Source organism: Rhizobium sp. O111 (genome assembly GCF_055616315.1).
In genome coordinates, this window is the sequence record NZ_JBSHXL010000001.1 from 3,332,604 (window position 1) to 3,357,702 (window position 25,099).

General features: G+C 62.7%; 25 protein-coding genes and 1 tRNA gene. 13 read left to right on the forward strand and 13 right to left on the reverse strand.

Annotated elements, in window-relative coordinates; all coding sequences use genetic code 11:
- Window positions 1-19 precede the first annotated feature (19 nt).
- Window positions 20-325, forward strand: coding sequence for a 4a-hydroxytetrahydrobiopterin dehydratase (locus tag ACVTFQ_RS16700; protein WP_111562771.1), 306 nt, complete (start codon window positions 20-22; stop codon window positions 323-325).
- Window positions 326-399: 74 nt separating this feature from the next.
- Window positions 400-804, forward strand: coding sequence for a YkvA family protein (locus ACVTFQ_RS16705; RefSeq protein WP_018902272.1), 405 nt, complete (start codon window positions 400-402; stop codon window positions 802-804).
- A gap of 24 nt (window positions 805-828) precedes the next feature.
- Here the strand turns inward: ACVTFQ_RS16705 and ACVTFQ_RS16710 are convergent, their stop codons facing one another.
- Window positions 829-2,772: an elongation factor G gene (locus tag ACVTFQ_RS16710; protein WP_111562621.1), complete on the reverse strand. Its 1,944-nt coding sequence runs from the start codon at window positions 2,770-2,772 to the stop codon at window positions 829-831.
- 138 nt (window positions 2,773-2,910) lie between these two features.
- A complete protein-coding gene (locus ACVTFQ_RS16715; protein WP_047508871.1) occupies window positions 2,911-3,471 on the reverse strand; it encodes a sigma-70 family RNA polymerase sigma factor in 561 nt (186 codons plus the stop codon).
- Between the two features lie 332 nt (window positions 3,472-3,803).
- Here ACVTFQ_RS16715 and ACVTFQ_RS16720 point away from each other — a divergent pair, with 332 nt between their 5' ends.
- The 5 genes from ACVTFQ_RS16720 to ACVTFQ_RS16740 all read left to right on the forward strand — a co-directional run bounded on the left by ACVTFQ_RS16720 (window position 3,804) and on the right by ACVTFQ_RS16740 (window position 8,808).
- Window positions 3,804-4,358, forward strand: a complete 555-nt coding sequence (locus ACVTFQ_RS16720; RefSeq protein ID WP_018902274.1) for an invasion associated locus B family protein — start codon at window positions 3,804-3,806, stop codon at window positions 4,356-4,358.
- 227 nt (window positions 4,359-4,585) lie between these two features.
- Window positions 4,586-5,821 carry a dual-specificity RNA methyltransferase RlmN gene (rlmN, locus tag ACVTFQ_RS16725; protein WP_018902275.1) on the forward strand — a complete coding sequence of 412 codons (1,236 nt, stop codon included), beginning with the start codon at window positions 4,586-4,588 and terminating at the stop codon, window positions 5,819-5,821.
- A gap of 119 nt (window positions 5,822-5,940) precedes the next feature.
- On the forward strand, window positions 5,941-6,897 hold the full coding sequence (locus tag ACVTFQ_RS16730) for an ABC transporter substrate-binding protein (protein WP_111562622.1): 957 nt from the start codon (window positions 5,941-5,943) through the stop codon (window positions 6,895-6,897).
- A 238-nt stretch (window positions 6,898-7,135) separates the two neighbouring features.
- Window positions 7,136-8,017 (forward strand): ABC transporter permease, encoded by an 882-nt coding sequence (locus ACVTFQ_RS16735; protein WP_026283698.1) that lies wholly within the window; start codon window positions 7,136-7,138, stop codon window positions 8,015-8,017.
- A complete protein-coding gene (locus tag ACVTFQ_RS16740; RefSeq protein WP_018902278.1) occupies window positions 8,014-8,808 on the forward strand; it encodes an ABC transporter ATP-binding protein in 795 nt (264 codons plus the stop codon). Before ACVTFQ_RS16735 ends, ACVTFQ_RS16740 begins: the two co-directional genes overlap by 4 nt.
- Before the next feature lie 67 nt (window positions 8,809-8,875).
- On the opposite strand, the gene ACVTFQ_RS16745 is transcribed toward ACVTFQ_RS16740, so the two are convergent.
- Window positions 8,876-9,517, reverse strand: coding sequence for a LysE family translocator (locus tag ACVTFQ_RS16745; RefSeq protein ID WP_111562623.1), 642 nt, complete (start codon window positions 9,515-9,517; stop codon window positions 8,876-8,878).
- A gap of 98 nt (window positions 9,518-9,615) precedes the next feature.
- On the reverse strand, window positions 9,616-10,467 hold the full coding sequence (locus ACVTFQ_RS16750) for an SDR family NAD(P)-dependent oxidoreductase (protein WP_111562624.1): 852 nt from the start codon (window positions 10,465-10,467) through the stop codon (window positions 9,616-9,618).
- 98 nt (window positions 10,468-10,565) lie between these two features.
- Between ACVTFQ_RS16750 and ACVTFQ_RS16755 the strand changes: the two genes are divergently transcribed.
- The 3 genes from ACVTFQ_RS16755 to ACVTFQ_RS16765 all read left to right on the forward strand — a co-directional run bounded on the left by ACVTFQ_RS16755 (window position 10,566) and on the right by ACVTFQ_RS16765 (window position 12,385).
- Window positions 10,566-10,784, forward strand: a complete 219-nt coding sequence (locus tag ACVTFQ_RS16755) for a type II toxin-antitoxin system ParD family antitoxin (protein WP_111562625.1) — start codon at window positions 10,566-10,568, stop codon at window positions 10,782-10,784.
- Window positions 10,785-10,794: 10 nt separating this feature from the next.
- Window positions 10,795-11,043 carry a type II toxin-antitoxin system ParD family antitoxin gene (locus ACVTFQ_RS16760; RefSeq protein ID WP_111562772.1) on the forward strand — a complete coding sequence of 83 codons (249 nt, stop codon included), beginning with the start codon at window positions 10,795-10,797 and terminating at the stop codon, window positions 11,041-11,043.
- A gap of 118 nt (window positions 11,044-11,161) precedes the next feature.
- Complete coding sequence (locus tag ACVTFQ_RS16765) at window positions 11,162-12,385, forward strand: argininosuccinate synthase (protein WP_111562626.1); 1,224 nt, start codon at window positions 11,162-11,164, stop codon at window positions 12,383-12,385.
- A gap of 123 nt (window positions 12,386-12,508) precedes the next feature.
- Here ACVTFQ_RS16765 and ACVTFQ_RS16770 read toward each other — a convergent pair whose 3' ends face one another.
- The 5 genes from ACVTFQ_RS16770 to tesB all read right to left on the reverse strand — a co-directional run bounded on the left by ACVTFQ_RS16770 (window position 12,509) and on the right by tesB (window position 19,117).
- Window positions 12,509-13,183, reverse strand: coding sequence for an outer membrane lipoprotein carrier protein LolA (locus ACVTFQ_RS16770; protein WP_111562627.1), 675 nt, complete (start codon window positions 13,181-13,183; stop codon window positions 12,509-12,511).
- Window positions 13,184-13,351: 168 nt separating this feature from the next.
- Entirely contained in the window at window positions 13,352-16,036 is a 2,685-nt protein-coding gene (locus tag ACVTFQ_RS16775) for an FtsK/SpoIIIE family DNA translocase (RefSeq protein WP_111562628.1), read from the reverse strand.
- A gap of 240 nt (window positions 16,037-16,276) precedes the next feature.
- A complete protein-coding gene (locus ACVTFQ_RS16780) occupies window positions 16,277-17,641 on the reverse strand; it encodes an ammonium transporter (RefSeq protein ID WP_047508890.1) in 1,365 nt (454 codons plus the stop codon).
- Window positions 17,642-17,670: 29 nt separating this feature from the next.
- Entirely contained in the window at window positions 17,671-18,021 is a 351-nt protein-coding gene (locus ACVTFQ_RS16785; RefSeq protein WP_047508892.1) for a P-II family nitrogen regulator, read from the reverse strand.
- Window positions 18,022-18,232: 211 nt separating this feature from the next.
- Entirely contained in the window at window positions 18,233-19,117 is an 885-nt protein-coding gene (tesB, locus tag ACVTFQ_RS16790) for an acyl-CoA thioesterase II (RefSeq protein WP_112436400.1), read from the reverse strand.
- Window positions 19,118-19,202: 85 nt separating this feature from the next.
- Here tesB and ACVTFQ_RS16795 point away from each other — a divergent pair, with 85 nt between their 5' ends.
- Window positions 19,203-20,417 (forward strand): ubiquinone biosynthesis hydroxylase, encoded by a 1,215-nt coding sequence (locus tag ACVTFQ_RS16795; protein WP_111562631.1) that lies wholly within the window; start codon window positions 19,203-19,205, stop codon window positions 20,415-20,417.
- 9 nt (window positions 20,418-20,426) lie between these two features.
- Here the strand turns inward: ACVTFQ_RS16795 and ACVTFQ_RS16800 are convergent, their stop codons facing one another.
- From ACVTFQ_RS16800 to ACVTFQ_RS16815, 4 genes are all read right to left on the reverse strand, one after another.
- Window positions 20,427-20,615 (reverse strand): Trm112 family protein, encoded by a 189-nt coding sequence (locus ACVTFQ_RS16800; RefSeq protein ID WP_018901898.1) that lies wholly within the window; start codon window positions 20,613-20,615, stop codon window positions 20,427-20,429.
- Window positions 20,616-20,625: 10 nt separating this feature from the next.
- On the reverse strand, window positions 20,626-21,297 hold the full coding sequence (locus tag ACVTFQ_RS16805) for an LON peptidase substrate-binding domain-containing protein (RefSeq protein ID WP_018901897.1): 672 nt from the start codon (window positions 21,295-21,297) through the stop codon (window positions 20,626-20,628).
- A gap of 124 nt (window positions 21,298-21,421) precedes the next feature.
- Window positions 21,422-22,420 carry a thioredoxin gene (gene trxA / locus ACVTFQ_RS16810; RefSeq protein ID WP_111562632.1) on the reverse strand — a complete coding sequence of 333 codons (999 nt, stop codon included), beginning with the start codon at window positions 22,418-22,420 and terminating at the stop codon, window positions 21,422-21,424.
- 53 nt (window positions 22,421-22,473) lie between these two features.
- Window positions 22,474-22,983 carry a prolyl-tRNA synthetase associated domain-containing protein gene (locus ACVTFQ_RS16815; RefSeq protein WP_111562633.1) on the reverse strand — a complete coding sequence of 170 codons (510 nt, stop codon included), beginning with the start codon at window positions 22,981-22,983 and terminating at the stop codon, window positions 22,474-22,476.
- Window positions 22,984-23,238: 255 nt separating this feature from the next.
- Between ACVTFQ_RS16815 and ACVTFQ_RS16820 the strand changes: the two genes are divergently transcribed.
- Window positions 23,239-23,313 (forward strand) — tRNA-Gly (locus ACVTFQ_RS16820).
- A gap of 457 nt (window positions 23,314-23,770) precedes the next feature.
- On the forward strand, window positions 23,771-25,099 hold the full coding sequence (locus tag ACVTFQ_RS16825; RefSeq protein ID WP_111562634.1) for a glucoamylase family protein: 1,329 nt from the start codon (window positions 23,771-23,773) through the stop codon (window positions 25,097-25,099).

Here is a 25,099-nt window from a genome sequence, read left to right on the forward strand (position 1 = left end):
GAACGCAAAGGACAATCGCATGAAACGGGACAAACTGGAACGCCAGGCGATTAGCGATGAACTGGCAAAACTCGACGGCTGGTCGCTTGGCGATGGCGGCAAGTCGATCACCAAGAGCTACAAGTTCAAGAACTTCGTCGAGGCCTTCGGCTTCATGACGGAATCAGCCCTTGCAGCCGAAAAGCTCGATCATCATCCGGAATGGTTCAACGTCTACTCCAAGGTGGATGTGACGCTGAGCACCCATTCGGCCGACGGGCTGACGGAGCTCGATTTCAAGCTGGCGGGCCTGATGGAGAAGGCGGCGGCACGACGGGTCGATTGAATTGCATCCGAAGACCCCCCATATTCTGGCCTGACCTCAAAAGGGCCAACTGGAACACAAAGGGCCAAGTGGACATGGACGACGTCAAATACGGTGAAATCCTGCTGCCGGGCGATGAAGAAACGCAGGAGCGGCGGGAGAAGAGCGTTCGGCAGAAATTCTGGCCGACCTTCCGCAAGGCGGCGCGCAAGATTCCCTTCTCGCGCGATGTCGTTGCCGCCTATTACTGCGCGCTCGACCGTGAGACACCGCTCAAGGTGCGCGGCACGCTGCTTGCGGCACTCGCCTATTTCGTGCTGCCCGTCGACATGATCCCCGACGTGCTTGTCGGCATCGGCTTCACCGACGACATCGCCGTCCTCTCGGCCGCCTTCGCCATGGTCAACCGCCACATCCGCCCCAACCACTACGAAGCCGCCGACAAGGCGCTGCAAGACGCGCCCGATCGCGTGCGACCCGAGGATATGAAGACGGTTTAGGCCGGCTGTTCGCCGGCCCTTTCTTCACACTTGGCGCGCGCCTTTGAGCTGCGCCAGATATTCGCTGCGCGAAAACGGGTTTGGCCCCGATCGACGGCGCATCGGCGCCGTGCCCCTGACCGGCCGATAGCCTGAAAACTCCGTTTCCATCGTCCCGAGACCGCTTGTCAGCGCCGGCAAAGCGCGCTGGACGTCGTAGACGTTGATGGCGGCGATCGTACCAGCCAGCATCATCATCTCTCCGCTGGCGACCGGCGGTTCGAGCGCGGCGTCGAGGCGCATCAGCAGGCTTTGCACGCGTGGCAGCGCGTCGGCGGGCATGTCGATGGTGATGCGATCTATCGGTTCGCAGACCTCGGTTCCGGCGATCCGCAACGCCTGCGCCAGCACCAGAGGCGTCAGATTGCGATGGTCCGACGGGGTGCTCGTCGTCCATTTTCGAAGCCTGGTGATCTCGGTGATTGAAACCGAGGCGTTGATCACCTGCCAGCCGTGGATGCCCTGGCCGAACGCGACCTCGAGGGCTTCGTCGATTGCCTTGAAGGCGAATGGCGGTGCGGCGCCCGGCTCGACCTCGAAGATCAGCCTGTGCCGGCCTTCGCTTTCGCTTGCTTCGACGCGAAGCCCGATCGTTGCCAGAAACGGATCGGGCGCGTGCTCGATGGCGTTTCCGACGCCGAGGATGCGCTCGACATAGATCGGCGAGGTGTCGAGGAAGCGTACGGAAAGGTGATAGTCGGCTTTCAGCGTGTGCTCGATCACTTCCTTCTGGACCTCGCCATAGAGCGAAATCGACAGGCCGTCCTCGCCGTCGCCCTGCCGCAGATTGATCAGCGGGTCCTGTTCCGAGAGCTGGGACAGGGCCTTCCACAGCGCAGGCGCATCCGCCTTGTCATACGGCACGATCGCAGCCTCCAGCATGGGCGGCGCGAACTGCCTTTGCGGGGCCACGGCGCGGTCTCCGATCCAGTCGCCGACCTTGATGTCGGAGAGACCTCTCACTCTGGCGATATCGCCCGCCCAAGCGACGTCGCTGCGTCTCACCCGTCCTTCGGTAAAGATCTCGATATCGGTGACGCGGTTCTCTTTGTGAGCGATCAGGATCCTGTCGCGAACGCGCAGGGCGCCTGAGACCACACGAAGCAGCGCAAGCTTCTCTCCCACCGCATTGCGCTCGACCTTGAAGGCGGTTGCCGAGACCGGGCCATCCTTCGGCGGTATCGGTGCCGGAAGGAGATCGGTGATGCCGTCAATCAACTCCTCGATCCCGGCGCCTGTTATGGCCGAGCCGAAATAGACAGGGAAGATCAGGCCATCGGCGGTTTGCCGCGCCAGCCGCTCCCGTAGCGTGCCCGCCTCCACGGCGCGATCCTCCGCGAAGGCGGCGAGCAGGTCATCGTCGCGCTCGGCGAGCGCCTGCAGCACGGCGGCACGGAAGTCGCGGTCACGCCAGGCGCCGGGGTCGAAGCGCGCAAGCGGCGTTCCGGGTGCGCTGACGGATCCCATCGGCACGAGGGCTGTCGTCAGGCGGTCGCGGAGATTGGCAAGTGCTGCCCCGCCGTCGGCGCCGCGCCGATCGACTTTGTTGACGAAGATGACGGTCGGTACCTTCAGCCTGGCAAGGGCGCGCATCAGGACGCGGGTCTGCGCCTGCACGCCCTCGACGGCGGAGACGACGAGTACCGCGCCGTCAAGCACACCGAGCACGCGTTCGACTTCGGCAATGAAATCGGGGTGACCGGGGGGGTCCAGAAGGTTGATCCGCGTGCCTCGCGCGCTGAACGACGCCACGGCCGAGCGGATGGTGATGCCGCGGTCGCGCTCCAGCTGCAAGGTGTCGGTCTGGGTGTCGCCGGTATCGACGCCGCCAAGCGTCTTGATGACGCCGGCGTGAAACAGCAGGCGTTCGGTGAGGCTAGTCTTTCCGGCGTCTACATGCGCCAGGATTCCAAGATTGAGTGTTCGCATCGCACAACATGTTCATGGCTACGGGAGTGGCTCCATTGGCTTCGAACATGTGACGGCGCATGTGATTACCTCCATCTGTGGATGAAGGCATCTGATACTACTCTTCCCTTCGTTGCAAGGGCGCGATGGCGGTTCGGCTCACGCGTTCTCCGCTTCCAGCACTTTCTTCAGCTTGCCGAAGGCGAGCCGTATGCGGGATTTGACGGTGCCGAGCGGCAGGCCGGTCGATTCGGCGATTTCGGAGTGGGATTGGCCGAGGAAGAAGGCGGCGCGGAGCATTTCGCGCTGTTCTTCGGGCAATTGGCTCACCGCTTCACGAACTTGTGCATCGCGATCGCCATTGGCGACCAGCTCGTCGGCGCCGATTTCGGCGGTTGGCTGGAGGGCCGGATCGTCCTCGTCGAGGATGCGGGCGCGGGCGCGGCGCTGCAGGTCGATGCGGCGATTGCGGGCGATGCGGAAGAGCCAGGTGGAGAGCGACGAACGCGTAGAATCATAAAGATCGGCCTTGTGCCAGAGGACGATCATGACCTCCTGGACCAGCTCTTCGGCCTCGCTTGCGGTCATTTTCTGCCTGAGAAGCCAGGATTTCAGGCGTGGGGCGAAGTAGTCGAACAGGATGGCGAACGCCTGCTGGTCGCGGCGTTCCGCCACAGCCCCAGCTAGGGCAGCGAAGCGCTGTTTGTCCTCGGCGTCCATTCCGTTCGAAAGCCCCCTGGCTCGATGAAATCCTTGACGGATTTCCAGTCCTTATTCACGTACATCGGTTTTTCGAAACGTCAAACTCTTGCCGTTATCTTTATGTCTTAAATTCCTTAAGAGCGATGGTTTCAGATCATTTCCGGACTACATCATCCCGAGCGTTAATCCGGCGCTCAACATTGACACCCGGGTGGAAATGGCACAGGCACGGACTTCTCGCGGCCTGCGTTGACGCTTTGGTAACCTGAATTAAGTCAAAATAAAGCAGATCGTGATTATGCGCCGCCCGCTCGCTCGGGCTCGAATCGCAAGAACCGGCAGGAATATCCATGTTTGTAAAAAGTACCGTACTCGCCCTTTCCCTCGTTCTCGCCGGCGCCGGCATCGCATCCGCACAGTCCAAGAAGCCCGCAGCCGCCGCGCAGCAGCCAGCCGCCGCCGCTTCCACCGCGCCGACCCGCATCCAGCAGTTCCAGGCATGGGGCGCCTATTCCTACAAGCAGGGCAACAGCACCGTCTGCTACGTCCTCTCGGTGCCGACCGAAAAGAAGCCTGCCGGCATCGACCACGGCGAGAACTTCTTCATCGTCTCGCAGCGCCCCGGCCAGAACATCTCCTACGAGCCGCAGGCGATGATGGGCTACACCGTCAAGGACGCTTCGAAGATCAACGTCGTCATCGACAACAAGACCTTCGTCATGTTCACCAAGGACAAGGCCGGCTGGGTCGAGAACGCCGCGCAGGAGCCGGCGCTGGTCGCCGCCATGAAGGGCGGCCACTCGATGACCGTCAACGCCACCTCGCGCAAGGGCACGGCGACCTCCTACAGCTATTCGCTGGCCGGCATTTCGGCTTCGCTGAAGCAGATTGAAAGCTGCAAGTAAGCGTCCGCGACACGCGCCTGATTTTCGAAGGCCGGCCTTGCGCCGGCCTTCGTCGTTTCCATCTATAGTGACGGATGGCAAAAATGATGCTAAAGGCGCGCACAACAGCGGATGGATCGCGGCTTGGCCGCCAAGTTCCGCATTCACTTTCTGCCTTCATGCCCGCTCCGCCCGCCAGTCATTCGGACTATCGGGAGGATCGCATGTTGAATTCGGGATTAGATTAAATGTCCGTCATGGATGCGATGACCGTTCTCAAGCCCGCAGGCAACCAGCCGGCGCGCGGCGAAGCATTGCCGAAGCCGTCGCTGATCGGCCTCACCCGCGAGGAGATGGGCGCCGCGCTGCGCGAGAAGGGCGTGCCGGAAAAGCAGATCAAGATGCGCGTGGCGCAGCTTTGGAACTGGATCTATGTGCGCGGGGTCTCCGACTTCGACCACATGGCCAATATTTCCAAGGACATGCGCGAGACGCTGAAGACGCATTTTACGATCGCAAGACCCGAGATCGTCGAGGAGCAGGTCTCAAACGACGGCACCCGCAAGTGGCTGCTGCGCTTTCCGGCGCGTGGTGCCGGTCGCCCGGTCGAGATCGAGGCGGTCTATATTCCCGAAGAAGGCCGCGGCACGCTCTGCATTTCCAGCCAGGTCGGCTGCACGCTTACCTGTTCCTTCTGTCACACCGGCACGCAGCGCCTGGTGCGCAATCTGACGGCGGAAGAAATCCTGTCGCAGCTGCTCCTCGCGCGCGACCGGCTGGGCGACTTCCCCGACCGCGAAGCGCCGCAGGGCACGATCATGCCGGCCGAGGGCCGCAAGGTCAGTAACATCGTGATGATGGGCATGGGCGAGCCGCTCTACAATTTCGACAGCGTCAAGCAGGCGCTCCTGATCGCCACCGACGGCGACGGGTTGTCGCTCTCAAAGCGTCGCGTCACGCTCTCGACCTCGGGCGTCGTGCCGGAAATCTTCCGCACCGGCGACGAGATCGGCGTCATGCTGGCGATCTCGCTGCACGCCGTGCGCGACGACCTGCGCGACATCCTTGTGCCGATCAACAAGAAGTATCCGCTGAAGGAGCTGATCGACGCCTGCCGCAAGTATCCGGGGCTTTCCAACGCCCGTCGCATCACTTTCGAATATGTGATGCTGAAGGACGTCAACGACAGCCTGGAAGACGCCAAGGGTCTCATCCAGTTGCTCAAGGGCGTGCCGGCGAAGATCAACCTCATTCCGTTCAACCCCTGGCCGGGCACCAACTACCAGTGCTCCGACTGGGCGCAGATCGAGAAGTTCGCCGATTTCATCAACTCGGCCGGCTATGCCTCGCCGATCCGCACGCCGCGCGGCCGCGACATTCTCGCCGCTTGCGGCCAGCTGAAGTCGGAATCGGAACGCATGCGCAAGACCGAGCGCCTGGCCTTCGAAGCGATGATGATCGCCAACCACGGCTCGGATGACTGATGTTTGCGTGATGGGTGCGCGGGTGATCAGCAAGTTTGATCCTCTCAGCATCTTCTAATGATTGATTTTAAGGGCCGCTTTTCCTACAAGCGGCCCAAAATCATAATTGGAGGATACCCATGCGTTCTGTACTGCTCGCTGCCGTGGCCGCGACCCTTGCCCTTTCCCTGCCCGCGAAAGCCGAAGACGTGACCGTTGCGGTCACCGCGATCGTCGAACATCCGGCGCTCGACGCTGCCCGCAAGGGTGTTCTCGACGTGCTGACGGCAGCCGGCTACAAGGAAGGCGAGAACCTGAAGTTCGTGTTCCAGTCGGCGCAGGGCAACCCCGCGACCGCAGCCCAGATCGCCCGCCAGTTCGCCGGTGACGGCCCGAACGTCATTGTTCCGATCTCGACCCCCTCGGCGCAGGCCGTGGTTTCCTCCACCCGCGATATCCCCGTCGTCTTCACCGCCGTGTCCGATCCGCTCGGCGCGCAGCTGGTCAAGAACATGGACAAGCCCGGCGGCAACGTCACCGGCCTCTCGGACATGTCGCCGGTTGCCGAGCATGTGGCGCTGATCAAGGAAATCCTGCCGAACGCCAAGACCATCGGCTACCTCTACAATTCCGGTGAAGCGAACTCGGTATCGCTGCTCGCGGTTCTGAAGGTCGAGGCTGAAAAGGCCGGCCTCAAGGTCGTCGAATCCGCCGCCACCAAGTCCGCCGAAGTGCAGGGTGCGGCCCGCGCGCTCGTCGGTCGTGCCGATGCGATCTATATCCCGACCGACAACACGATCATCTCGGCGCTCGAGGGTGCCGTGGCCGTCGCCGAAGAAGCCAAGCTGCCGCTCTTCACCGCCGACACAGATTCCGTTTCGCGCGGCTCGGTCGCCGCGCTCGGCTTCAACTACTACGACGTCGGCAAGCAGACCGGCGAAATCGTCGTTCGCATCCTGAAGGGTGAGAACCCCGGCGATATCCCGGTCAAGGTCGCCGCCGGCAGCGATCTCGTCATCAACAAGGGCGCCGCCGCCAAGATGGGCGTGACGCTGCCTGAGAGCGTGCTGAAGCGCGCGACGAAGACGATCGACTGAGACAGCGGCTGATCGCATAGAGATGAAGACCATCGAATAAGATAGCGGACCTTACCGCCTTGGAATAAAGACCCCTCCCCAACCCTCCCCACAAGGGGGAGGGCTTAACCTGGCCGAGTCCTCGACGCCCAATTGAGGCAATCGAGCGCCACGGGTCTTCTCCCCCCTTGTGGGGGAGATGGCCGGCAGGCCAGAGAGGGTCTTGTCCACGGAAACACCACAAGAAAGGGCAAAAGCCTTGAGTCAGATCGCATTCTGGGGAGCCGTGGAGCTGGGGTTGGTCTATGCCTTCGTCGCGCTCGGCGTTTACCTCGCATTCCGTGTGCTCGATTTTCCGGATCTGACCGTCGACGGCTCGTTTCCGCTCGGCGCCGCCGTGACCGCGGTGCTGATCATTGCAGGCGTCAATGCCTGGCTGGCGGCGCTGATCGCCATGGCGGCGGGGGCGGCTGCCGGCATGGTGACCGCCATGCTCAACGTGCGCTTCAAGATCCTCAATCTCCTGGCATCGATCCTGACGATGATCGCGCTGTTTTCCGTGAACCTGCGCGTCATGGGCAAGCCGAACGTGGCGCTGATCAATGCCGATACGATGATCAGCCCGTTCTTCGGCCATGGCCTGCGTGATTTCTATGTGCGCCCGCTCTTCGTCGGCGTGCTTGTGGTCATCGCCGTCATCGTCGTCTGGCGCTACCTCGAAAGCGATTCCGGCCTTGCGATGCGCGCGACAGGGGCGAACGCCCGCATGGCCCGCGCCCAGGGCGTCGATACCAACCGGCAGATCTATCTCGGCATGGCGATCTCCAACGCGCTGGTGGCGCTCGGCGGCGCGCTGTTCGCGCAGACCAACGGTTTTGCCGACGTGACCTCGGGTGTCGGCACCATCGTCGTCGGCCTCGCCGCCGTCATCATCGGCGAGACGCTTCTTGGGAAGCGCGGACTGTTGATCGCGCTGATCGGCTGCGTCATCGGCTCGATCCTCTACCGCATCGCCATCCAGCTGGCGCTCTCCAGCGACGTGATCGGCCTGCAGGCCTCCGACCTCAATTTCGTCACCGCCGTCCTGGTCACGGTGGCGCTCATCCTTCCCCGCCTGCGTCGCGGAGGTGCCTCGTCATGATCTCGCTCAAGGATATCAAGGTCGTCTTCGGCAAGGGTACGCCGCTGCAGAAGCAGGCGCTCAACGGCGTCAACCTGACGATCGAGGAAGGCTCGTTCGTCACCGTCATCGGCTCCAACGGCGCCGGCAAGTCGACGCTGCTTGGCGTGCTCGCCGGCGATGTGTTGGCAAGCGAAGGACAGGTGATGATCGGCCACACCGATGTGACCCGCAAGCCGACCGCAGCGCGCGCCGGCCTCGTCGCCCGCGTCTTCCAGGACCCGCTGACGGGTAGCTGCGGCGCCTTGTCGATCGAGGAGAACCTGGCGCTGGCCGCACGTCGCGGCGAGCGGCGGGGGCTGACCTCGGCGCTCGGGCCACGCCGGCGCGAGCATTTCCGCGAACGGATCGCCGAGCTCAATCTCGGGCTCGAAACCCGCATGAAGGACCGCATGGACCTGTTGTCCGGCGGTCAGCGCCAGGCGATCTCGCTTGTGATGGCGACGCTTGCCGGCTCCGAGGTGCTGCTGCTCGACGAGCATACGGCGGCACTCGACCCAGGGATGGCGGAGTTCGTCATGGGTCTCACGGACCGGGTGGTCTCGGAGCGCAAGCTGACGACGCTGATGGTCACCCACTCCATGCGTCAGGCGCTGGACTACGGCCACCGCACCATCATGCTGCATGGCGGCGAGATCATGCTCGACGTCTCCGGCGACAATCGCAAGGATCTGCAGGTCGAGGACCTGATCGACATGTTCCGCAAGATGCGCGGCCAGACGCTTGACGACGACGCGCTGCTGATCGGCTGATAGCGAAGAGAAATCCACCCCGGGACCGGCAAATGAGCCCGGGGCGCTCCCGGGGTTTTTATTGATGTCAGCGCGCCTGGGTGAGCAGGATCTTCGCCGCGAAAACGGAGAAGACGCCGGCGAAGGTGTAGTCCATCCCGCGCAGAACCTTCCTGTTGTTCTGCAGCCATGTCGCCAGTCCGTCGGAAGCGAGCACCACGAGCGCGTTCACCGGCATGCCGATGACGATGAAGAAGAAGCCGAGGAAGAGCAGCTTCTGCGTGACCGCTGGATCGCCTGCGGTGACGAACTGCGGCAGGAAGGTCATGAAGAAGATGATGACCTTGGGATTCAAAAGATTGACCCAGAAGCCGCTCGCGATATTCGAGAGCGGCGTACCCTTGATCTCCTCGACCTTTTCGACCGAGAGCTTGGAGCCGAAGCGGATCGCCTGCACCGCCAGCCAGAGAAGATAGGCGGCGCCACCGGTCTTCAGGATCAGGAAGGCCGTCGGCGAGGCGGTGATCAGCGCCGAGATGCCGAAGGCGACCAGCATGGTGTGGACGACGATGCCGAGGCTGGTGCCGAGCACGACATAAAGCGCCGGCTTCTTGCCCTGCGACAGCGCCCGACTGATCGACAGGGTCATGTCAGGGCCGGGAGTGGCGGCCAGCAGCAGGCTCGCGGCGGAAAAGGTCAGAAGCGTCGGCAGGCTCGGCAGGAAATCCATGGCACACTCGTAAAGCCGGTTATGAAAGCAATGTCTCATATCCGGCTTTCAACGAATGCACCAATCAAACCTTCTAATAGGCCCGATCGCTTCAGCCGTTACTTGCCCTCAAGAAACGCCTTGAAGCGATCGGCATAATCGGGATGCCAGCGCGAAAGCGGCGGGCGGTTCTCGATGATGTCGCCGACGGCCCAGGCCATGCGGCGCTCGTCGACCGGGCGGGCGACGTCGTTATCGGGGCAGAGAATGTAGAAATCACACTTCTCGAGGCTCTCGATCATGAAGTCGACGGTCTGCTCTGCCGTCCAGGCAGCGGCCGGCTTTTCACCGCCAAAACCCTTGGAAAGCCCGGTGAAGACGAAGCCTGGGATCAGGAGGTGGGCGGAAAGCTTGCCGCCCTCGGTGTTGCGCAGCTCGTGTTCCAGCGCCTCGGTGAAGACCTTCACGCCCGCCTTCGAGACGTTATATGCCGGGTTGCCGGGAGGCGTGGTGATGCCCTGCTTGGAGCCGGTGTTGATGATCAGGCCCGGCTCGCCATGGGCGAGCATATTGGGGCCGAAGGCGCGCGTGCCGTTGACCACGCCCATCAGGTTGACGCCGAGGATCGCGTCCCAGCCGCTGTCGTCGCTGAAGATCGACGTCTCCGGGCCGATACCGGCATTGTTCATCAGCACATGGACCTTGCCGAAGCGCTCGACGACCTGCCGCTCAAGAGCCTTGAGCGCCGCCTTGTCGGAGACGTCGGTCTCGACGGCCAAGATACGGTCGTCGCCGGAAATGGCCGCGATCGCCTTTGCCGCTGCCGCCAGACGCTCTGCGCCGAGATCGGCGATGACGACATTCATGCCCTTGGATGCGAAGTGCTTGGCGGCCGCCAGGCCAATGCCCGAGGCGCCACCGGTGATGACGGCGACGTTGGAGGGCTTGATGATGTCGGTGAGATCGGTCACGGCTTGGGCCTTTCGCCTGGGATTGTTCGCTCGCAGCCAGATATGGTAATCTCGGAGGGCAAGTCAAACCACGGGCAAAGCGGATCGCGGGAGCCTAGATGACCAAGGTCATGTCGGTAACGATCGATGATCGCAAAGATTTCATCGAAGAGCAGCTCGGCGATGAAGCCATCGATGCGGGCCTACAGCATCTGCGCGATCAGGCCGAGATTGAGGCGATCCGGGCGGCCATCATTGAGGGCGAGCAGTCAGGCGAGCCGCAAGAGTTTGATGGCGAGGAATTCCTGAAAGAGGTGCATCGCCAATATGTCCGCTAGGAGCTCCAGCATGGGCAGGGTGGAGACCATTCGCCTCGACGCGCAGATGGAAGAGTTTATCGACGCACAGCTGCGGGACGGCAACTACGCTTCCGTGGACGAGGTCGTCGATGCGGCGTTGCGTGTGCTGCAGCAGAAGGCCGAGCGTGATCCAATTGAGGCGGCGATCATCGAGGGTGAGCAATCGGGCGAGCCGGTCGAGTTTGACTTCGATGCGTTTCTCGAGCGAAAACGGGCGGAACGCCGAAACCACCTCTAGCGACCCGGTTTCTCGACGTCCTTGCCCTTGCGTCCGGCGTCAATCTCGCTAAAAGTGCCCGGCGATACCGGGTCTTGCGGCTGGCCGCGACCCTCCTGGCACAACGGATCTCATCATCATGGCATCGCACAAAGACGTAAAGAAAGTCGTCCTCGCCTATTCCGGCGGTCTCGACACCTCGATCATCCTGAAGTGGCTGCAGACCGAGCTTAACGCCGAAGTCGTCACCTTCACGGCCGACCTCGGACAGGGCGAAGAGCTCGAGCCGGCGCGCAAGAAGGCCGAGATGCTCGGCATCAAGGAGATTTACATCGAGGATGTGCGCGAGGAATTCGTGCGCGATTTCGTCTTCCCGATGTTCCGCGCCAATGCCGTCTATGAAGGCGTCTACCTGCTCGGCACCTCGATCGCCCGTCCGCTGATCTCCAAGCACCTGATCGATATCGCCAAGAGAACCGGCGCTGACGCCATTGCTCACGGCGCCACCGGCAAGGGCAACGACCAGGTTCGCTTCGAGCTGTCCGCCTATGCGCTGAACCCCGACATCAAGATCATCGCTCCCTGGCGCGACTGGTCGTTCAAGTCGCGTACCGACCTGCTCGCCTTTGCCGAAGCCCACCAGATTCCGGTTGCCAAGGACAAGAAGGGCGAAGCACCGTTCTCCGTCGATGCCAACCTGCTGCACTCCTCTTCCGAGGGCAAGGTTCTGGAAGATCCGGCCGTCGAGGCGCCCGAATACGTGCACATGCGCACCATCTCGCCGGAAGCGGCACCCGACAAGGCCACCATCATCAAGGTCGGCTTCGAAAAGGGCGATGCCGTCTCGATCAACGGCGTGCGGATGAGCCCCGCAACGCTGCTCGCAGCACTCAACACCTACGGCCGCGACAACGGCATCGGCCGTCTCGACCTCGTCGAGAACCGCTATGTCGGCATGAAGTCGCGCGGCGTCTACGAGACCCCCGGCGGCACGATCCTGCTGTCCGCGCACCGCGCGATCGAAAGCATCACGCTCGACCGTGGTGCGGCGCACCTCAAGGACGAGATCATGCCGCGCTACGCCGAGCTGATCTATTACGGCTTCTGGTTTTCTCCGGAGCGCGAAATGCTGCAGGCGCTGATCGACAAGAGCCAGGAGCATGTCGAGGGCGAAGTGACGCTGAAGCTTTACAAGGGCAATGTCATGGTCATCGGCCGCGAGAGCGACAAGTCGCTCTACTCCGACACCCTCGTCACCTTCGAGGACGACCAGGGCGCCTACGACCAGAAGGACGCCGCCGGCTTCATCAAGCTCAACGCGCTGCGCCTGCGCACGCTGGGCAAGCGTAATCTGTCGAAGTAATCGGCGTTTGCTGATTTCGTTTGGAAGGCCCGCCTCGTGCGGGCCTTTTTCTATGCGGGCTTTTGTTGCGCAAGCACCAAGCCCACCGGTGCGGCATCGAAGCCACCACACCGTCGGCTCACATCAATCGCGATAGGCCGCCGTTCCCGGGATCACCTCGTAAGGCACCTTGAACACCTTGTCGTCGAACTGCACGCCGGTCTTCACGTTGAAAACCATGACCGAGGTGTCCTTGCCCTGGTTGTCGGTGATCGTCCACTGGCGCAGGTCATAGGTCTTCGGGTCGAACATCATGGTGATGGTCGAATTGCCGAAGACGGTGTTGTTGCCGAGCGCGATGGTCGTCAGGTCGGACTCTTCCTTGACGCTCTTCACCGAGCCGGCCGACAGGTCGATCTTCTGCGCCAGAAGCAGGCTGAGCGGTGTCTTCGACAGTGGGTAGAGGTCCCAGGTCTTCAGCTTCATGTTGCCGATCGCCACGTTCTTCCCATCGGCGATCACGCGGATCGGCGACGGGTCGTCGTAGTTAAAGCGCAGCTTGCCGGGGCGCTGAATGAAGAATTTGCCGCCGGTCTGCTCGCCCTTGGGGCCGAACTGCACGAACTCGCCCTGCATCGTGCCGACCGAGGAGAAGTGGTCGGCGATCGCCTGCGCGGTGCCGCTTGTGGAAGCAGCCGCGGCCGCCTGGGCGAAGACGTTGAACGGCAGCGCCGTGGACGCAGCCGCGACAGCAAGCGCGCCCAGCATGTGGCGCCGTGTCAGCGTAAAGCGGTCCAGGAATGTGTCGGAGTGGTTCATGAAAGTCTCCTTTATGCAGTCTGCATGCTGCCGAAACGCGGCGTCTTCATGGCGTGTTCGCACGACCGGCCAAAGGTAACGTTTTCGCGCCGATCAGGTTTCCGTGAGGTTCGGGCCCATGCGACATAAATCGCGCTGAAAATGCCGGAATCAAGGGCGCAGGCGCCCTTACCGGTCGAGAATATCGCCTTCGGTGGGAACCAGGATCTCGCGCTTGCCGGCATGGTTGGCCGGGCCGATGATGCCCTCCTGCTCCATCCGCTCGATGAGCGAGGCCGCGCGGTTGTAGCCGATGCCGAGACGGCGCTGGACGTAGGAGGTCGAGGCCTTTCCATCGCGCAGGACGATGGCGACGGCCTGGTCATAGGGATCGTCGGAATCCGCGAGATTGCCGGTGCCGGCTGGCCCGCCGCCGTAATCGCCATCCTCGTCGTCATCGGCGGTGATGGCATCGAGATATTGCGGCGCCCCCTGTGTCTTCAGATAGGCGACGATGTCTTCCACCTCGCCATCGGCCACGAACGGGCCATGGACGCGCTGGATGCGGCCGCCGCCGGCCATGTAGAGCATGTCGCCCATGCCGAGCAGCTGTTCGGCGCCCTGTTCGCCCAGAATGGTGCGGCTGTCGATCTTCGACGTCACCTGGAAGGAGATGCGGGTCGGGAAGTTGGCCTTGATCGTACCGGTGATGACATCGACGGACGGGCGCTGCGTTGCCATGATGACATGGATGCCGGCCGCGCGTGCCATCTGCGCCAGGCGCTGCACGGCGCCTTCGATATCCTTGCCGGCGACCATCATCAGGTCGGCCATTTCGTCGATGATGACGACGATATAGGGCAGTGGCTTCAGGTCGAACTCTTCCGTCTCGTACATCGCCTCGCCGGTTTCCCGGTCGAAGCCCGTCTGCACGGTGCGCGAGATCGCCTCGCCCTTGGCGAGCGCCTGCTCGACGCGGGAATTGAAGCCGTCGATGTTGCGCACACCGATCTTCGACATCTTCTTGTAGCGCTCTTCCATCTCGCGCACCGTCCACTTCAGCGCCACGACGGCCTTCTTCGGATCGGTAACGACAGGCGAAAGCAGATGCGGGATGCCGTCATAGACGGAGAGTTCGAGCATCTTCGGATCGATCATGATCAGGCGGCACTGCTCCGGCGTCATGCGGTAGAGCAGCGACAGGATCATGGTGTTGATGGCGACCGATTTACCCGAGCCGGTGGTGCCGGCGACGAGCAGATGCGGCATCTTCGCGAGGTCGGCGATGACGGCTTCGCCGCCGATCGTCTTGCCGAGCGCCATGGCGAGCTTGGCCTTGGAGGTCTCGAAATCTCTGGAGGCGATCATCTCGCGCAGATAGACGGTCTCGCGGATGTTGTTCGGCAGTTCGATGCCGATGGCGTTGCGGCCGGGCACGACGGCGACGCGGGCGGCGATCGCGCTCATCGAGCGGGCGATATCGTCGGCAAGGCCGATGACGCGCGACGATTTGATGCCAGGCGCCGGCTCCAGTTCGTAAAGCGTGACGACGGGGCCGGGGCGAACATGGATGATCTCGCCCTTGACGCCGAAATCCTCGAGCACGCCTTCGAGCATGCGGGCGTTCTGTTCAAGCGCATCGGCCGACAGCGTCGAATCGCGCACGACGGCCTTGGGCTCGGCGAGAAGATGCATGGACGGCAGCTGGAAGCCTTCGGGACGGATGAAGGAACCCTGCTGCTCGCGCTCCATGCGGGCGCCGAGCTTGGGGCGGGCGGCCGCCTGCTGCACGCGCGGCTCGGCGCGACCGCCGGCCTGCTTGGCGGGCGCACGCATCATCCAGCCATTGTCGTCCTCGTCGTCGGGCAGGATATCGGCCGGGCGCGGCGGCATGTCGCTATCGTAGCCCATGTCGTCGTCGTCATCGTCGTTGAGCGAGATCGACGGCGCGGACACCACGCGGCGCGGCGAACCGGCCCGGGGCGCGATCGACGGATCCATAGAGGGATCCATGCGCTCGCCGCGGGCGGGCGCCTTGGCGCGCACCGGCTCGTTGAGCTTGCCGAACTCGTCATCGTTGAAATCGTAAGGCGCGTCGTAATCATCAAGCTTGCGCTTGCGCGGGCCCATGCCGAGCATGCGGCGCATGCGGGCCTGGCTCATGTACCAGGCATGCGTCAGCGCGCCGAAGGCAAGCCAGCCGCCCTCGTCGTCTTCCTCGTCCTCATCGCCCACCGAGCGCAGCTTGGAGCGGCTGGCGGCGTAGTTTTCTTCTTCCTCTTCGGCCTCTTCCTCCTCGGTGCGGCCGACGATGCCAGCGGCAAAGAGCATCATCCACACGCAGGGGACCGCGAAGATGCAGCCGACGGCGGTGGCGAAGGTGCCGGTCGGATAGGCGCCGACGAATAGCGCCGGGAAGCGCAGGATCATGTCGCCGACGACGCCACCAATGCCGTTGGGGATCGGCCAGGTAAGCGGCGGCGGAAAGCAGCCGAGAACGGCTGAGGAGAGCACGGAGCCGAGGCCCCAGGCGGCGGCGCGCGCCGGAATGCGGGTGAAGCGGCGGCCGGAGATCAGCGCCAGCGCCCAGGCGACGACGGGCAGCAACGCAACCACACTCGCAAGCCCGAAAAACTGCATCAGGATATCGGCGAAGGCGGCACCGCTATAGCCGAGCACATTGGTGGGCTCGTTGCCGGTGGCGTAGGAATAGCTCGGATCGGCGACGTTCCAGGTTGCCAAAGCCGCGACGGCCAGTGCCAGCGCAATGAAGATGGCAAACCCCAAAAGGGTCTGCGCCTGCCGGAAAATGAACCCCGAGAGGGAGAAACGGTCCGGCCGGCCATCCATTGCTGGCGATGTGCTTCTTGCCATGTGTTGTACCCGTCCAATGCCTGATGCGTGCGAATCGCCAATGCGCTTCGCGCCCAATGCGTCCGCTCCACCTAACCAAAGGACGGTTAAAGCGATGTTAACCATGCGGCATCTGGCCGATGCCCCGGAAAATAAAAAGGCCCGAACCTTTTTGAGGTCCGGGCCAAAAGCGGCTCAAGTGTTGATTAAGCCGCAACGGGCTGTTGAGCGGCGCCCATGGTTGAGCGCCGCAAGCCTTGGTTAGGAGTGGTAAGCGGCTTCGCCGTGCGTTGCGAGGTCGAGGCCTTCGCGCTCGGCTTCGACAGGAACGCGCAGACCGACGATGACGTCGACGATCTTGTAGAGGATCACCGAGCCGATGCCGCACCATACGATGGTGATGGCGATCGCGGTGATCTGCGTCATGACCTGGCCGCCCATCGTAACGCCTTCGGCATAGCCGACGCCGCCGAGCGATGCGCTGGCGAAGATGCCAGTGAAGATCGCGCCGAACATGCCACCGATGCCGTGAACGCCGAAGACGTCAGCAGTATCGTCGTAGCCGAACTTGTTCTTCACCACGGAGACGAAGAAGTAGCAAAGCGGCGAAACGATCAGACCCATGATGATCGCGCCCATCGGACCGACGATGCCGGCAGCCGGCGTGATGGCGACCAGACCGGCAACCATACCGGAAGCGCCACCGAGCATGGAGGCCTTGCCGCGGGTAAGCGTTTCAACGACAGCCCACGAAACGACGGCTGCAGCCGTGGCGACGAAGGTGTTGACGGTAGCGAGCATCGCGCCGCCAGAAGCTTCCAGGTTGGAGCCGGCGTTGAAGCCGAACCAGCCGAACCAGAGCATCGAGGCACCGACCATGGTCAGCGTCATCGAGTGCGGAGCCATCATGTCCTTGCCGAAGCCCGTACGCTTGCCGACCATGATCGCGCCGATCAGACCGGCAACGCCGGCGTTGATGTGAACGACGGTACCGCCTGCGAAGTCGAGCGCGCCCATTTTGAAGAGCAGGCCGTTTGCATCCCAGACCATGTGAGCGATCGGGAAGTAGACGAAGGTTGCCCACAGTGCGCAGAAGAGCACCACGGCCGAGAACTTGATGCGCTCGGCAAACGCGCCGACGATCAGAGCAGGCGTGATGGCCGAGAAGGTCATCTGGAACATCGCGAAGATGAACTCAGGAATGACGACGCCCTGCGAGAAGGTCGCAGCGGTCGAATCCTTGGTAACGCCGGCGAGGAACATCTTCGCCGTACCGCCCCAATAGGCGCTCTCGGAGCCGCCGAAGGCGAAGGAGTAACCGTAGATGACCCAGATGAGCATCATGACGGCGGCGACCATCGTGCACTGCATCAGAACCGACAGCATGTTCTTGGCGCGAACGAGACCACCGTAGAACAGCGCCAGGCCCGGCAGGATCATGAACAGCACGAGAAGCGTGGAGATGAACATGAACGCGGTGTCGCCCTTATCCGGAACCGGAGCGGCGGCAGCAGCCGGAGCAGCCGTCGTGGCGGCATCCTGCGCGAAGGCGACGACCGGCGCGAGAAGCGCTGCGGACGCAGTGGCAAGGCGCGCCAGAGTGGGAGAAAACTTCGAAATTGACATAGAGAAAAGCTCCTTGGCTCTACCGTTACTTACAGCGCTTCTGCGTCGGTTTCGCCGGTACGGATGCGCACGGCATGGTCGATCGAGTAAACGAAGATCTTGCCGTCGCCGATCTGGCCGGTCTTGGCCGACGAGGCGATGGCTTCGACAGCCTTGTCGACGATCTCGCTTGCGACGGCGATCTCGATCTTGAGCTTCGGCAGGAAGCTGACCGCGTATTCGGTGCCGCGATAGATTTCGGTATGTCCCTTCTGGCGCCCGTAACCCTTCACTTCGGTCACGGTCAGGCCCTGAATGCCGATCGCGGTGAGGGCTTCGCGCACCTCATCCAGCTTGAACGGCTTGATAATGGCCATCACAATTTTCATCTGGTTTCCCATCCTTCGTTACCCTCGGCACGGAGCCGACTCTCCTTGCCACTGCCGTTTGCGACCAGCGACCGTCCTCTTACATTCAAGGGCCGTGCCAGATTCGAAACGATTTGTTAAGGTATTGAAAAATAAGGGGTATATTTATGAGCGCCAATAAACAGGCAAATGATTGCCTAATAATCGCTCAAAAAATACACAAACCGACAAATTTGCACCCAAATTAGTCATTTGCCCTTTTACGAATCAAGCCCTCCTGCGCCACCGACGCAATCAGGACACCATCTCGCGTATAGAGGCTACCGCGCGTCAAACCTCGCGCGCCGGATGCGGACGGGCTGTCCTGTGTATAAAGGAGCCAGTCATCGAGCTTGACCGGGCGGTGGAACCACATGGAGTGGTCGAGACTGGCGACCTGGATCGTCTGGTCGAAGATCGAGGTGCCGTGCGGATAGAGCGACGTGTCGAGCAGCGTCATGTCGGAGATATAGGCGAGCACCGCGGCCTGGGCGTGCCGGTCATCGGGAACCGGGCCGTTGGCGCGCACCCAGACATGCTGCAGCGGATCGAGCTTCTTGTCGGAGAAATAGTGGGTGAGCGAGACCGGCCGGATTTCGATCGGCCGCTCGCGACCCCAATATTTGCGGATCGCCTCGGGCGCATGCGCCAGATAGCGCTTGGCGATCTCGTTCTCGTCGATCAGCGTCTCGGGCATCGGCACATCGGGCATGGCTACCTGGTGCTCGAAACAGGGCTCTTCGATCTGGAACGACGCGGACAGCGCGAAGATCGCCTTGCCATGCTGGATGGCGACAACGCGGCGGGTGTTGAAGCTCGACCCGTCGCGGATGCGCTCGACCTGGTAGATGATCGGCACGGAGGGGTCGCCCGGCCGCATGAAATAGGCATGCAGCGAATGCACCAGCCGCTCGGCATCCACGGTGCGCTGCGCCGCCATCAGCGCCTGCGCGATAACCTGACCGCCGAACACACGCTGCCAACCGACCTGCGGGCTGGTGCCGCGGAAGATATCGACCTCGATCGGCTCGAGATCGAGCGTTGCGAGCAGGGTTTCCATCGCGGTCGGCTTTTCGGTGAGGCGCGTCATTTTGTATGGCTCCGGCAGGTAGGAAGTGTGGCGATGATGATCTATATAGATCAAGAGGATATTCTAAAAGAACGGGACTGGCGTTATGCGTGACATGCTTGTGGTTGGCGGAGGTTATGTCGGGCTCTCCATGGCTGTCGCGGTCAAGCAGGCGGCGCCGCATCTTGATGTCGCGGTGGTCGAGGCAGCCCCTGCGGACGTCTGGCGCAAGGACCCGCGCGCGTCGGCCATCATCGCCGCCGCGACCAAGATGCTCGATGTTTTCGGCATCTGGAACGAGATCGAGCCGACGGCTCAGCCGATCACCAAGATGATCGTCACCGATTCCAAGACCTCCGATCCCGTCCGCCCGGTCTTCCTGACCTTTGATGGCGAGGTCGAGGACGGCAAGCCCTTCGCCCACATGATCCCGAATGTCGCCATGGTCGGCGCGCTGCGCGGCGCCTGCGAACGGCTCGGCATCGAGATCACCCACGGGCTGAGTGCCACCGGCCTGAAGACGCTGGACACCCACGCCGAGATCACGCTCTCCGACGGCAGCACGATCGAGACCAAACTCGTTGTCGCCTGCGATGGCGTGCGCTCGCATCTGCGCGATCTCGCGGGCATCAAGACGGTCCACTGGGAATACGGCCAGTCCGGCATCGTCACCACCGTCGAGCACGAGCGCCCGCACAATGGCTGCGCCGAGGAGCACTTCCTGCCGTCAGGTCCCTTCGCCATCCTGCCCCTGAAGGACAACCGCTCCTCGCTGGTCTGGACGGAAACGACGGCGGACGCCAACCGACTGGTGCGCTCCGACGACCTGATTTTCGAGGAAGAGCTGGAGCGCCGATTCGGCCACAAGCTCGGCGCGCTGAAGGTGGTGGGCGACAAGCGCGCCTTCCCGCTCGGCCTGACGCTGGCGCGCGCCTTCGTCGCCCCGCGCCTGGCGCTCGCCGGCGACGCCGCTCACGGCATCCACCCGATCTCCGGCCAGGGCCTCAATCTCGGCTTCAAGGATGTGGCGGCCCTTGCCGAAACCATCGTCGAAGCCGATCGCCTCGGCCTCGACATCGGCTCGATTAACATTCTCGAACGCTACCAGGCTTGGCGCCGTTTCGACACCTTCCGCATGGGCGTGACGACCGATGTGCTGAACCGCCTGTTTTCCAACGACCTCGCGCCGATCCGAATCGCCCGCGACTTCGGCCTCGGCCTCGTCGACCGCCTGCCGGGCCTCAAATCCTACTTCATCGGCCAGGCCGCCGGCACGACGGCGGCCGACAACCCGCGCTTGCTGGCGGGTGAGGCGATTTAGGGGCTTGATCTATTCCTCGATCTCGCGCGCTTCCGACACTAGCATGATCGGAATGCCGTCGCGGATCGGGTAGGCGAGCTTCGCTTTTTCGGAGACGAGCTCGTTGTGCTCGCGATCATAGGTGAGCCGCCCCTTGGTAAGCGGGCAGACCATCAGTTCCAGAAGCTTGGGATCGACGCGGCTCAGTTTTTCGTCCATGCGACCGCTTCTACTGCAAAATCGTGTCCGAGTCACCGAAGACCCGGGCAAGGACGATCTCGGTGATGGCGATCAGCGTTTCCGCCCGCGTCTTCAGATCCGGCGCCTCCAGCAGCGCCTGTTTTTCCGCCGGGCCGAAGGGCGACATCATCGCGAGCGAATTGACCAGCGTCATGTTGCTGGCGCGCTCCACGCTCTCCCAGTCTGCCTCCAGCTTGTTGGCCTCAAGATAGGCCTTGAAGGCGGCAAGAAGCGCCGCGCGGTCGACCGCGTCCTCTTCGTTGCGTGCCGAGAGATCGGAGATGAACGGCGCGATGCGGAAGGTGCGGTAGGGCTGGTGCGTGTCCTTCTCGTCGAGCAGACGGAAGCGGCAGACGCCGGTGAGCGAGACGATGTAGCGACCGTCGCCGGTCTCGGCAAACGAGGTTATGCGCCCGACGCAGCCGACGGCGCTGAGATTGCCTTCGCTATTCTTGTCGTCGCTCTCGCCAAGCGCCGGCTGCACCATGCCGATCAGCCGGTTGCCTGATATCGCCGCGTCGAACATGGCGAGATAACGGGGTTCGAAGATGTTGAGAGGGAGCTGGCCGGTCGGAAGCAGCAGAGCGCCGGTCAAGGGGAAGACGGCGATCGTGTCAGGCACATCGCCGCTCTTCAGATATCGTGCATTCCCCACTTGCATCGGCACTCGTCCCGCATAATCGGCGGACCTAAACCACACGTCCGCATCCAAAGGAATGTGGGGTACGCCATCGAAAACGCAAGGGTCGATGGCGGCAAACCGAATGGCGAAATGTCGCTGATGCTTAAGAGAACAGCAGCGCCGAAAGCTTGCGCCGTCCCGAAACGCTGGCCGGATCCTTGAAGCCCCAGACCTCGAAGAACTGCAAAAGCTGGCGGCGCGCGCCGTCGTCGTCGAAGGTGCGGTCCTTGCGCATGATGTAGAGGAGGTGATCGGCCGCTTCCTCGCGTGCGCCCTCGACATTGCGGATCTTGGCGAGCTTCATGCGCGCCTCGTGATCGTCGGGGTTGGCGGCAAGCGCCTGCTCCAGCGCCACGGGATCGCCGAGCTTGCGGGCTTCCTCGATCTGCTCGAGCTTCTTCACCACCGCCTGGATCGCCGGATCGGCCGCCATCTCGTCGGGGAGTTCCTTCAGCGCCTCGCGCGCCCGCTCATGCTGGTTGGCTGAAATCATGCACTGCGCCATGCCGGCGAGCGCCTTGGCATTCTCGGGATCGGCCTGCATGACGGCGCCGTAGAGCTGTGCGGCGCCATTGATGTCACCGCTGGCGAGCAGACCATCGGCCTCGACAAGCACAGCCTCGATCTCGGCCGCCTGATCGGCGCCCGCGGGGCCGGCGACGCGATCGATGAACTCGCGGATCTGGCTTTCGGGCACCGCACCCATGAAGCCATCGGCCGGACGGCCGCCGACAAAGGCGATGACGGCGGGGATCGATTGGATGCCGAGCTGGCCGGCGATCGACGGATGGTCATCGATGTTCATCTTGACAAGCTTGACGCGGCCCTGGGCCTCGTTGACCACCTTTTCGATGACGGGGGTCAGCTGTTTGCACGGACCGCACCAGGGCGCCCAGAAATCGACGAGAACCGGCTGGTTGCGCGACTCCTCGATGACGTCCTTGCTGAAGGTCGCCGTCGTCGTATCCTTGATATAGCCGCCGGCGGACGCCATGGGTGCCGGCGCTGCTGCCTGGGCCGGTGCTGCAGGCGCGCCGCCATAGCTTGCCGTTGCCGACATCTGGCCGAAGGAATTGCTGTAGGGATTGTCGTTGCCGCTCATGAGTATCTCCCGCCGCGCCGGTCAGCCGGCTTTTCTAGCGTTAAAATCGTATGTCAGGACGTCACTTTCAAGACAAGCGGCGTGTGACCGGTCGCTTCCATGAAGCGGACGAGGTCGGCGCTTGCAATCGACGTGGTCGCGTCGTTGGACAGCGGATGGCAATTGATAATCTCGTCCTTCATGAGATCGGCATCAAGAACGAATGTGACCTTGTGGTCGGAATCATTGATGGCGCCGAAGGCCGTGACCGAGCCCGGAATGACGCCCAGATACTCCATCAGCTTCTCCGGCTTGCCGAACGACACCTTGCTGGCGGCGCCGATCAGCGTGTGCACGGTCTTCAGATCGACCGAGGCATTCTCCTCGACGGTAAGCAGGAAGAACTGGTCCTTCTTGTCCTTCACGAACAGGTTCTTGGTGTGACCGCCGGGAATCTCGTCGCGCAGCGCCACCGATTCGGCCACCGTGAAGACCGGCGCATGCGTCTTGGTGCTGTGCTTGATGCCGAGCCCGTCGAGAAAGGCGTAGAGTTCGGTTGCGGTCTTCGGCGTCTTCTCGGTCATGGCTCGTTCCAGCACTCTATTGGGATAAGGCGCCCCCTGATTACGTCTCCCTCCCCTTTTTTGCAACGTGCCTATTCGCCGCTTTTCCCTGCATTTGCGGCATTTTAGCTGGGGCCGGGAAAGCTTTCCGAATTTTTCTTCGCCTTTCCGTCATTTCCCTGTTGCATTTGAAAATCGTTTGGGCGATATAGCGCCCGTCGCCGCAAGGTGGCGCCCACGGTCCTCTCTAACTACCACAGGCCGTCGGGATTATGAGCGGGTGTAGCTCAGTGGTAGAGCACAACCTTGCCAAGGTTGGGGTCGAGGGTTCGAACCCCTTCGCCCGCTCCAAATATTCCCAACCAATTGATATATTGTAATTATACGATCGCCGATTGGCCGCATCGTTCGACGCGACCGTAGGCTCGACGCACGAAGCCGCGCGCGCGACCGTCATCCTCGGGCTCGTCCCGAGGATCTGAGCACGGTCCCTCTTGCTCAACTTGAATGGACACCTGGCGCCCTGTTTTCGACAGTTGGGTGACACTCGACGGCGGGCACCGCCCCGCCGCAAACATCAGCACCGTTGAATTCGCGGAGGCGTGCTTAGACCCTCGGCACAAGGCCGAGGGTGACGGTTCGAGAGGGCAGATGCCTTCCGTCTCAAGGCCGGAAACCAATCTCCTCTACGTCCCGCGATGCGCCACGAGCGCGCCGCCCCAACCCCACCCCTCAAAAAACATTGATTTGCGCATCGCACCTGCCCATGTTGAAGCAAGGGGCAGGATAACCGATTGGGCGGGAGAAGATGCTGCAACGGACCGAGGAAACAGATGCCGCGCTGGTCGACAGACTGCAGCAGGCGGCGTTCAATTACTTCCTGAAACATTCCAACCCTGATAACGGGCTCGTCGCCGATACATCGGTCGCAAACGTGCCCTGCAGCATCGCGGCCGTCGGCTTCGCGTTGTCGTCCTACACCGTCGCCGTCGAGCGCGGCTGGATGACGAGGGCGGACGCAATAGCCCGCACCACAACGACGCTCTGTTTCTTCGCCAACGGCCACCAGGGGCGCGAGCGGCATGCGATCGGCTACAGAGGCTTCTTCTACCACTTCCTGCACATGGACACCGGCCACCGCGCCTGGAACAGCGAACTCTCCACCATCGACACGACGCTGCTCGTCGCCGGCGTGCTGACGGCAGCTGCCTATTTCGACGGCGACGACGAGGCCGAGACCGAGATTCGTCGGCTCTCGACGCTGATCTACGAGCGCATCGACTGGCACTGGGCGCTGAACAAGGGCGAGACCATCTGCATGGGCTGGAAGCCCTCAAGCGGCTTCCTGCGCTGGCGCTGGCAGGGCTATGACGAGGCGGTGCTGCTCTACACGCTGGCGCTCGCCTCGCCGACGCACCCGATCCCGCAGTCGAGCTACGACGCCTTCACCTCGAGCTATTCCTGGATGCTCTTCGGCGAGAAGTGCTATCTCTATGCCGGCCCCTTCTTCATCCACCTCTTCTCGCATGCCTGGATCGATTTCCGCGGCATCCGCGACAGGCCGATGGCGGCGCGCGACAGCGACTATTTCCGCAACACCCAGATCTGCATCGAAGTGCAGCGCGACTACGCCGAGCGCAACCCCGGCAATTTCATCGGCTATTCCAGGGATGTCTGGGGCCTGTCCGCCTCCGACGGACCACCGCCATCGCGCAGCCGCCATGGCGACCGGCGCCCGAGCGTGCTGGGCTACGCCGCCCGAGGCGCGCCGCTTGGCCCCGATGATGGAACGCTTGCGCCATGGTGCGCGCTCGCCGCCCTGCCCTATGACCGCGAGGCGGCAATCTCAGGCACGCGGGCGCTACTGCAGGCCTATCCGGACCTCTGCTACGAGGGCCGCTTCCCCGGCGGCTTCAACCCATCCGTCAAGACGGCGGGACCGGAGGGGTGGGTGGACGACCGCTGCGTCGGCATCGACCAAGGGCTGCTCGTGATGTCGATCGAAAACGATCGCTCCGATTTCATCTGGAGCCTGATGCGCAAGTCCGACATCATCCGCACTGGTCTGGAACGCGCAGGCTTTACCGGCGGCTGGCTGGAGGATGAGGCGGAAGACGAAGAGCTCAAGATCGCCTGA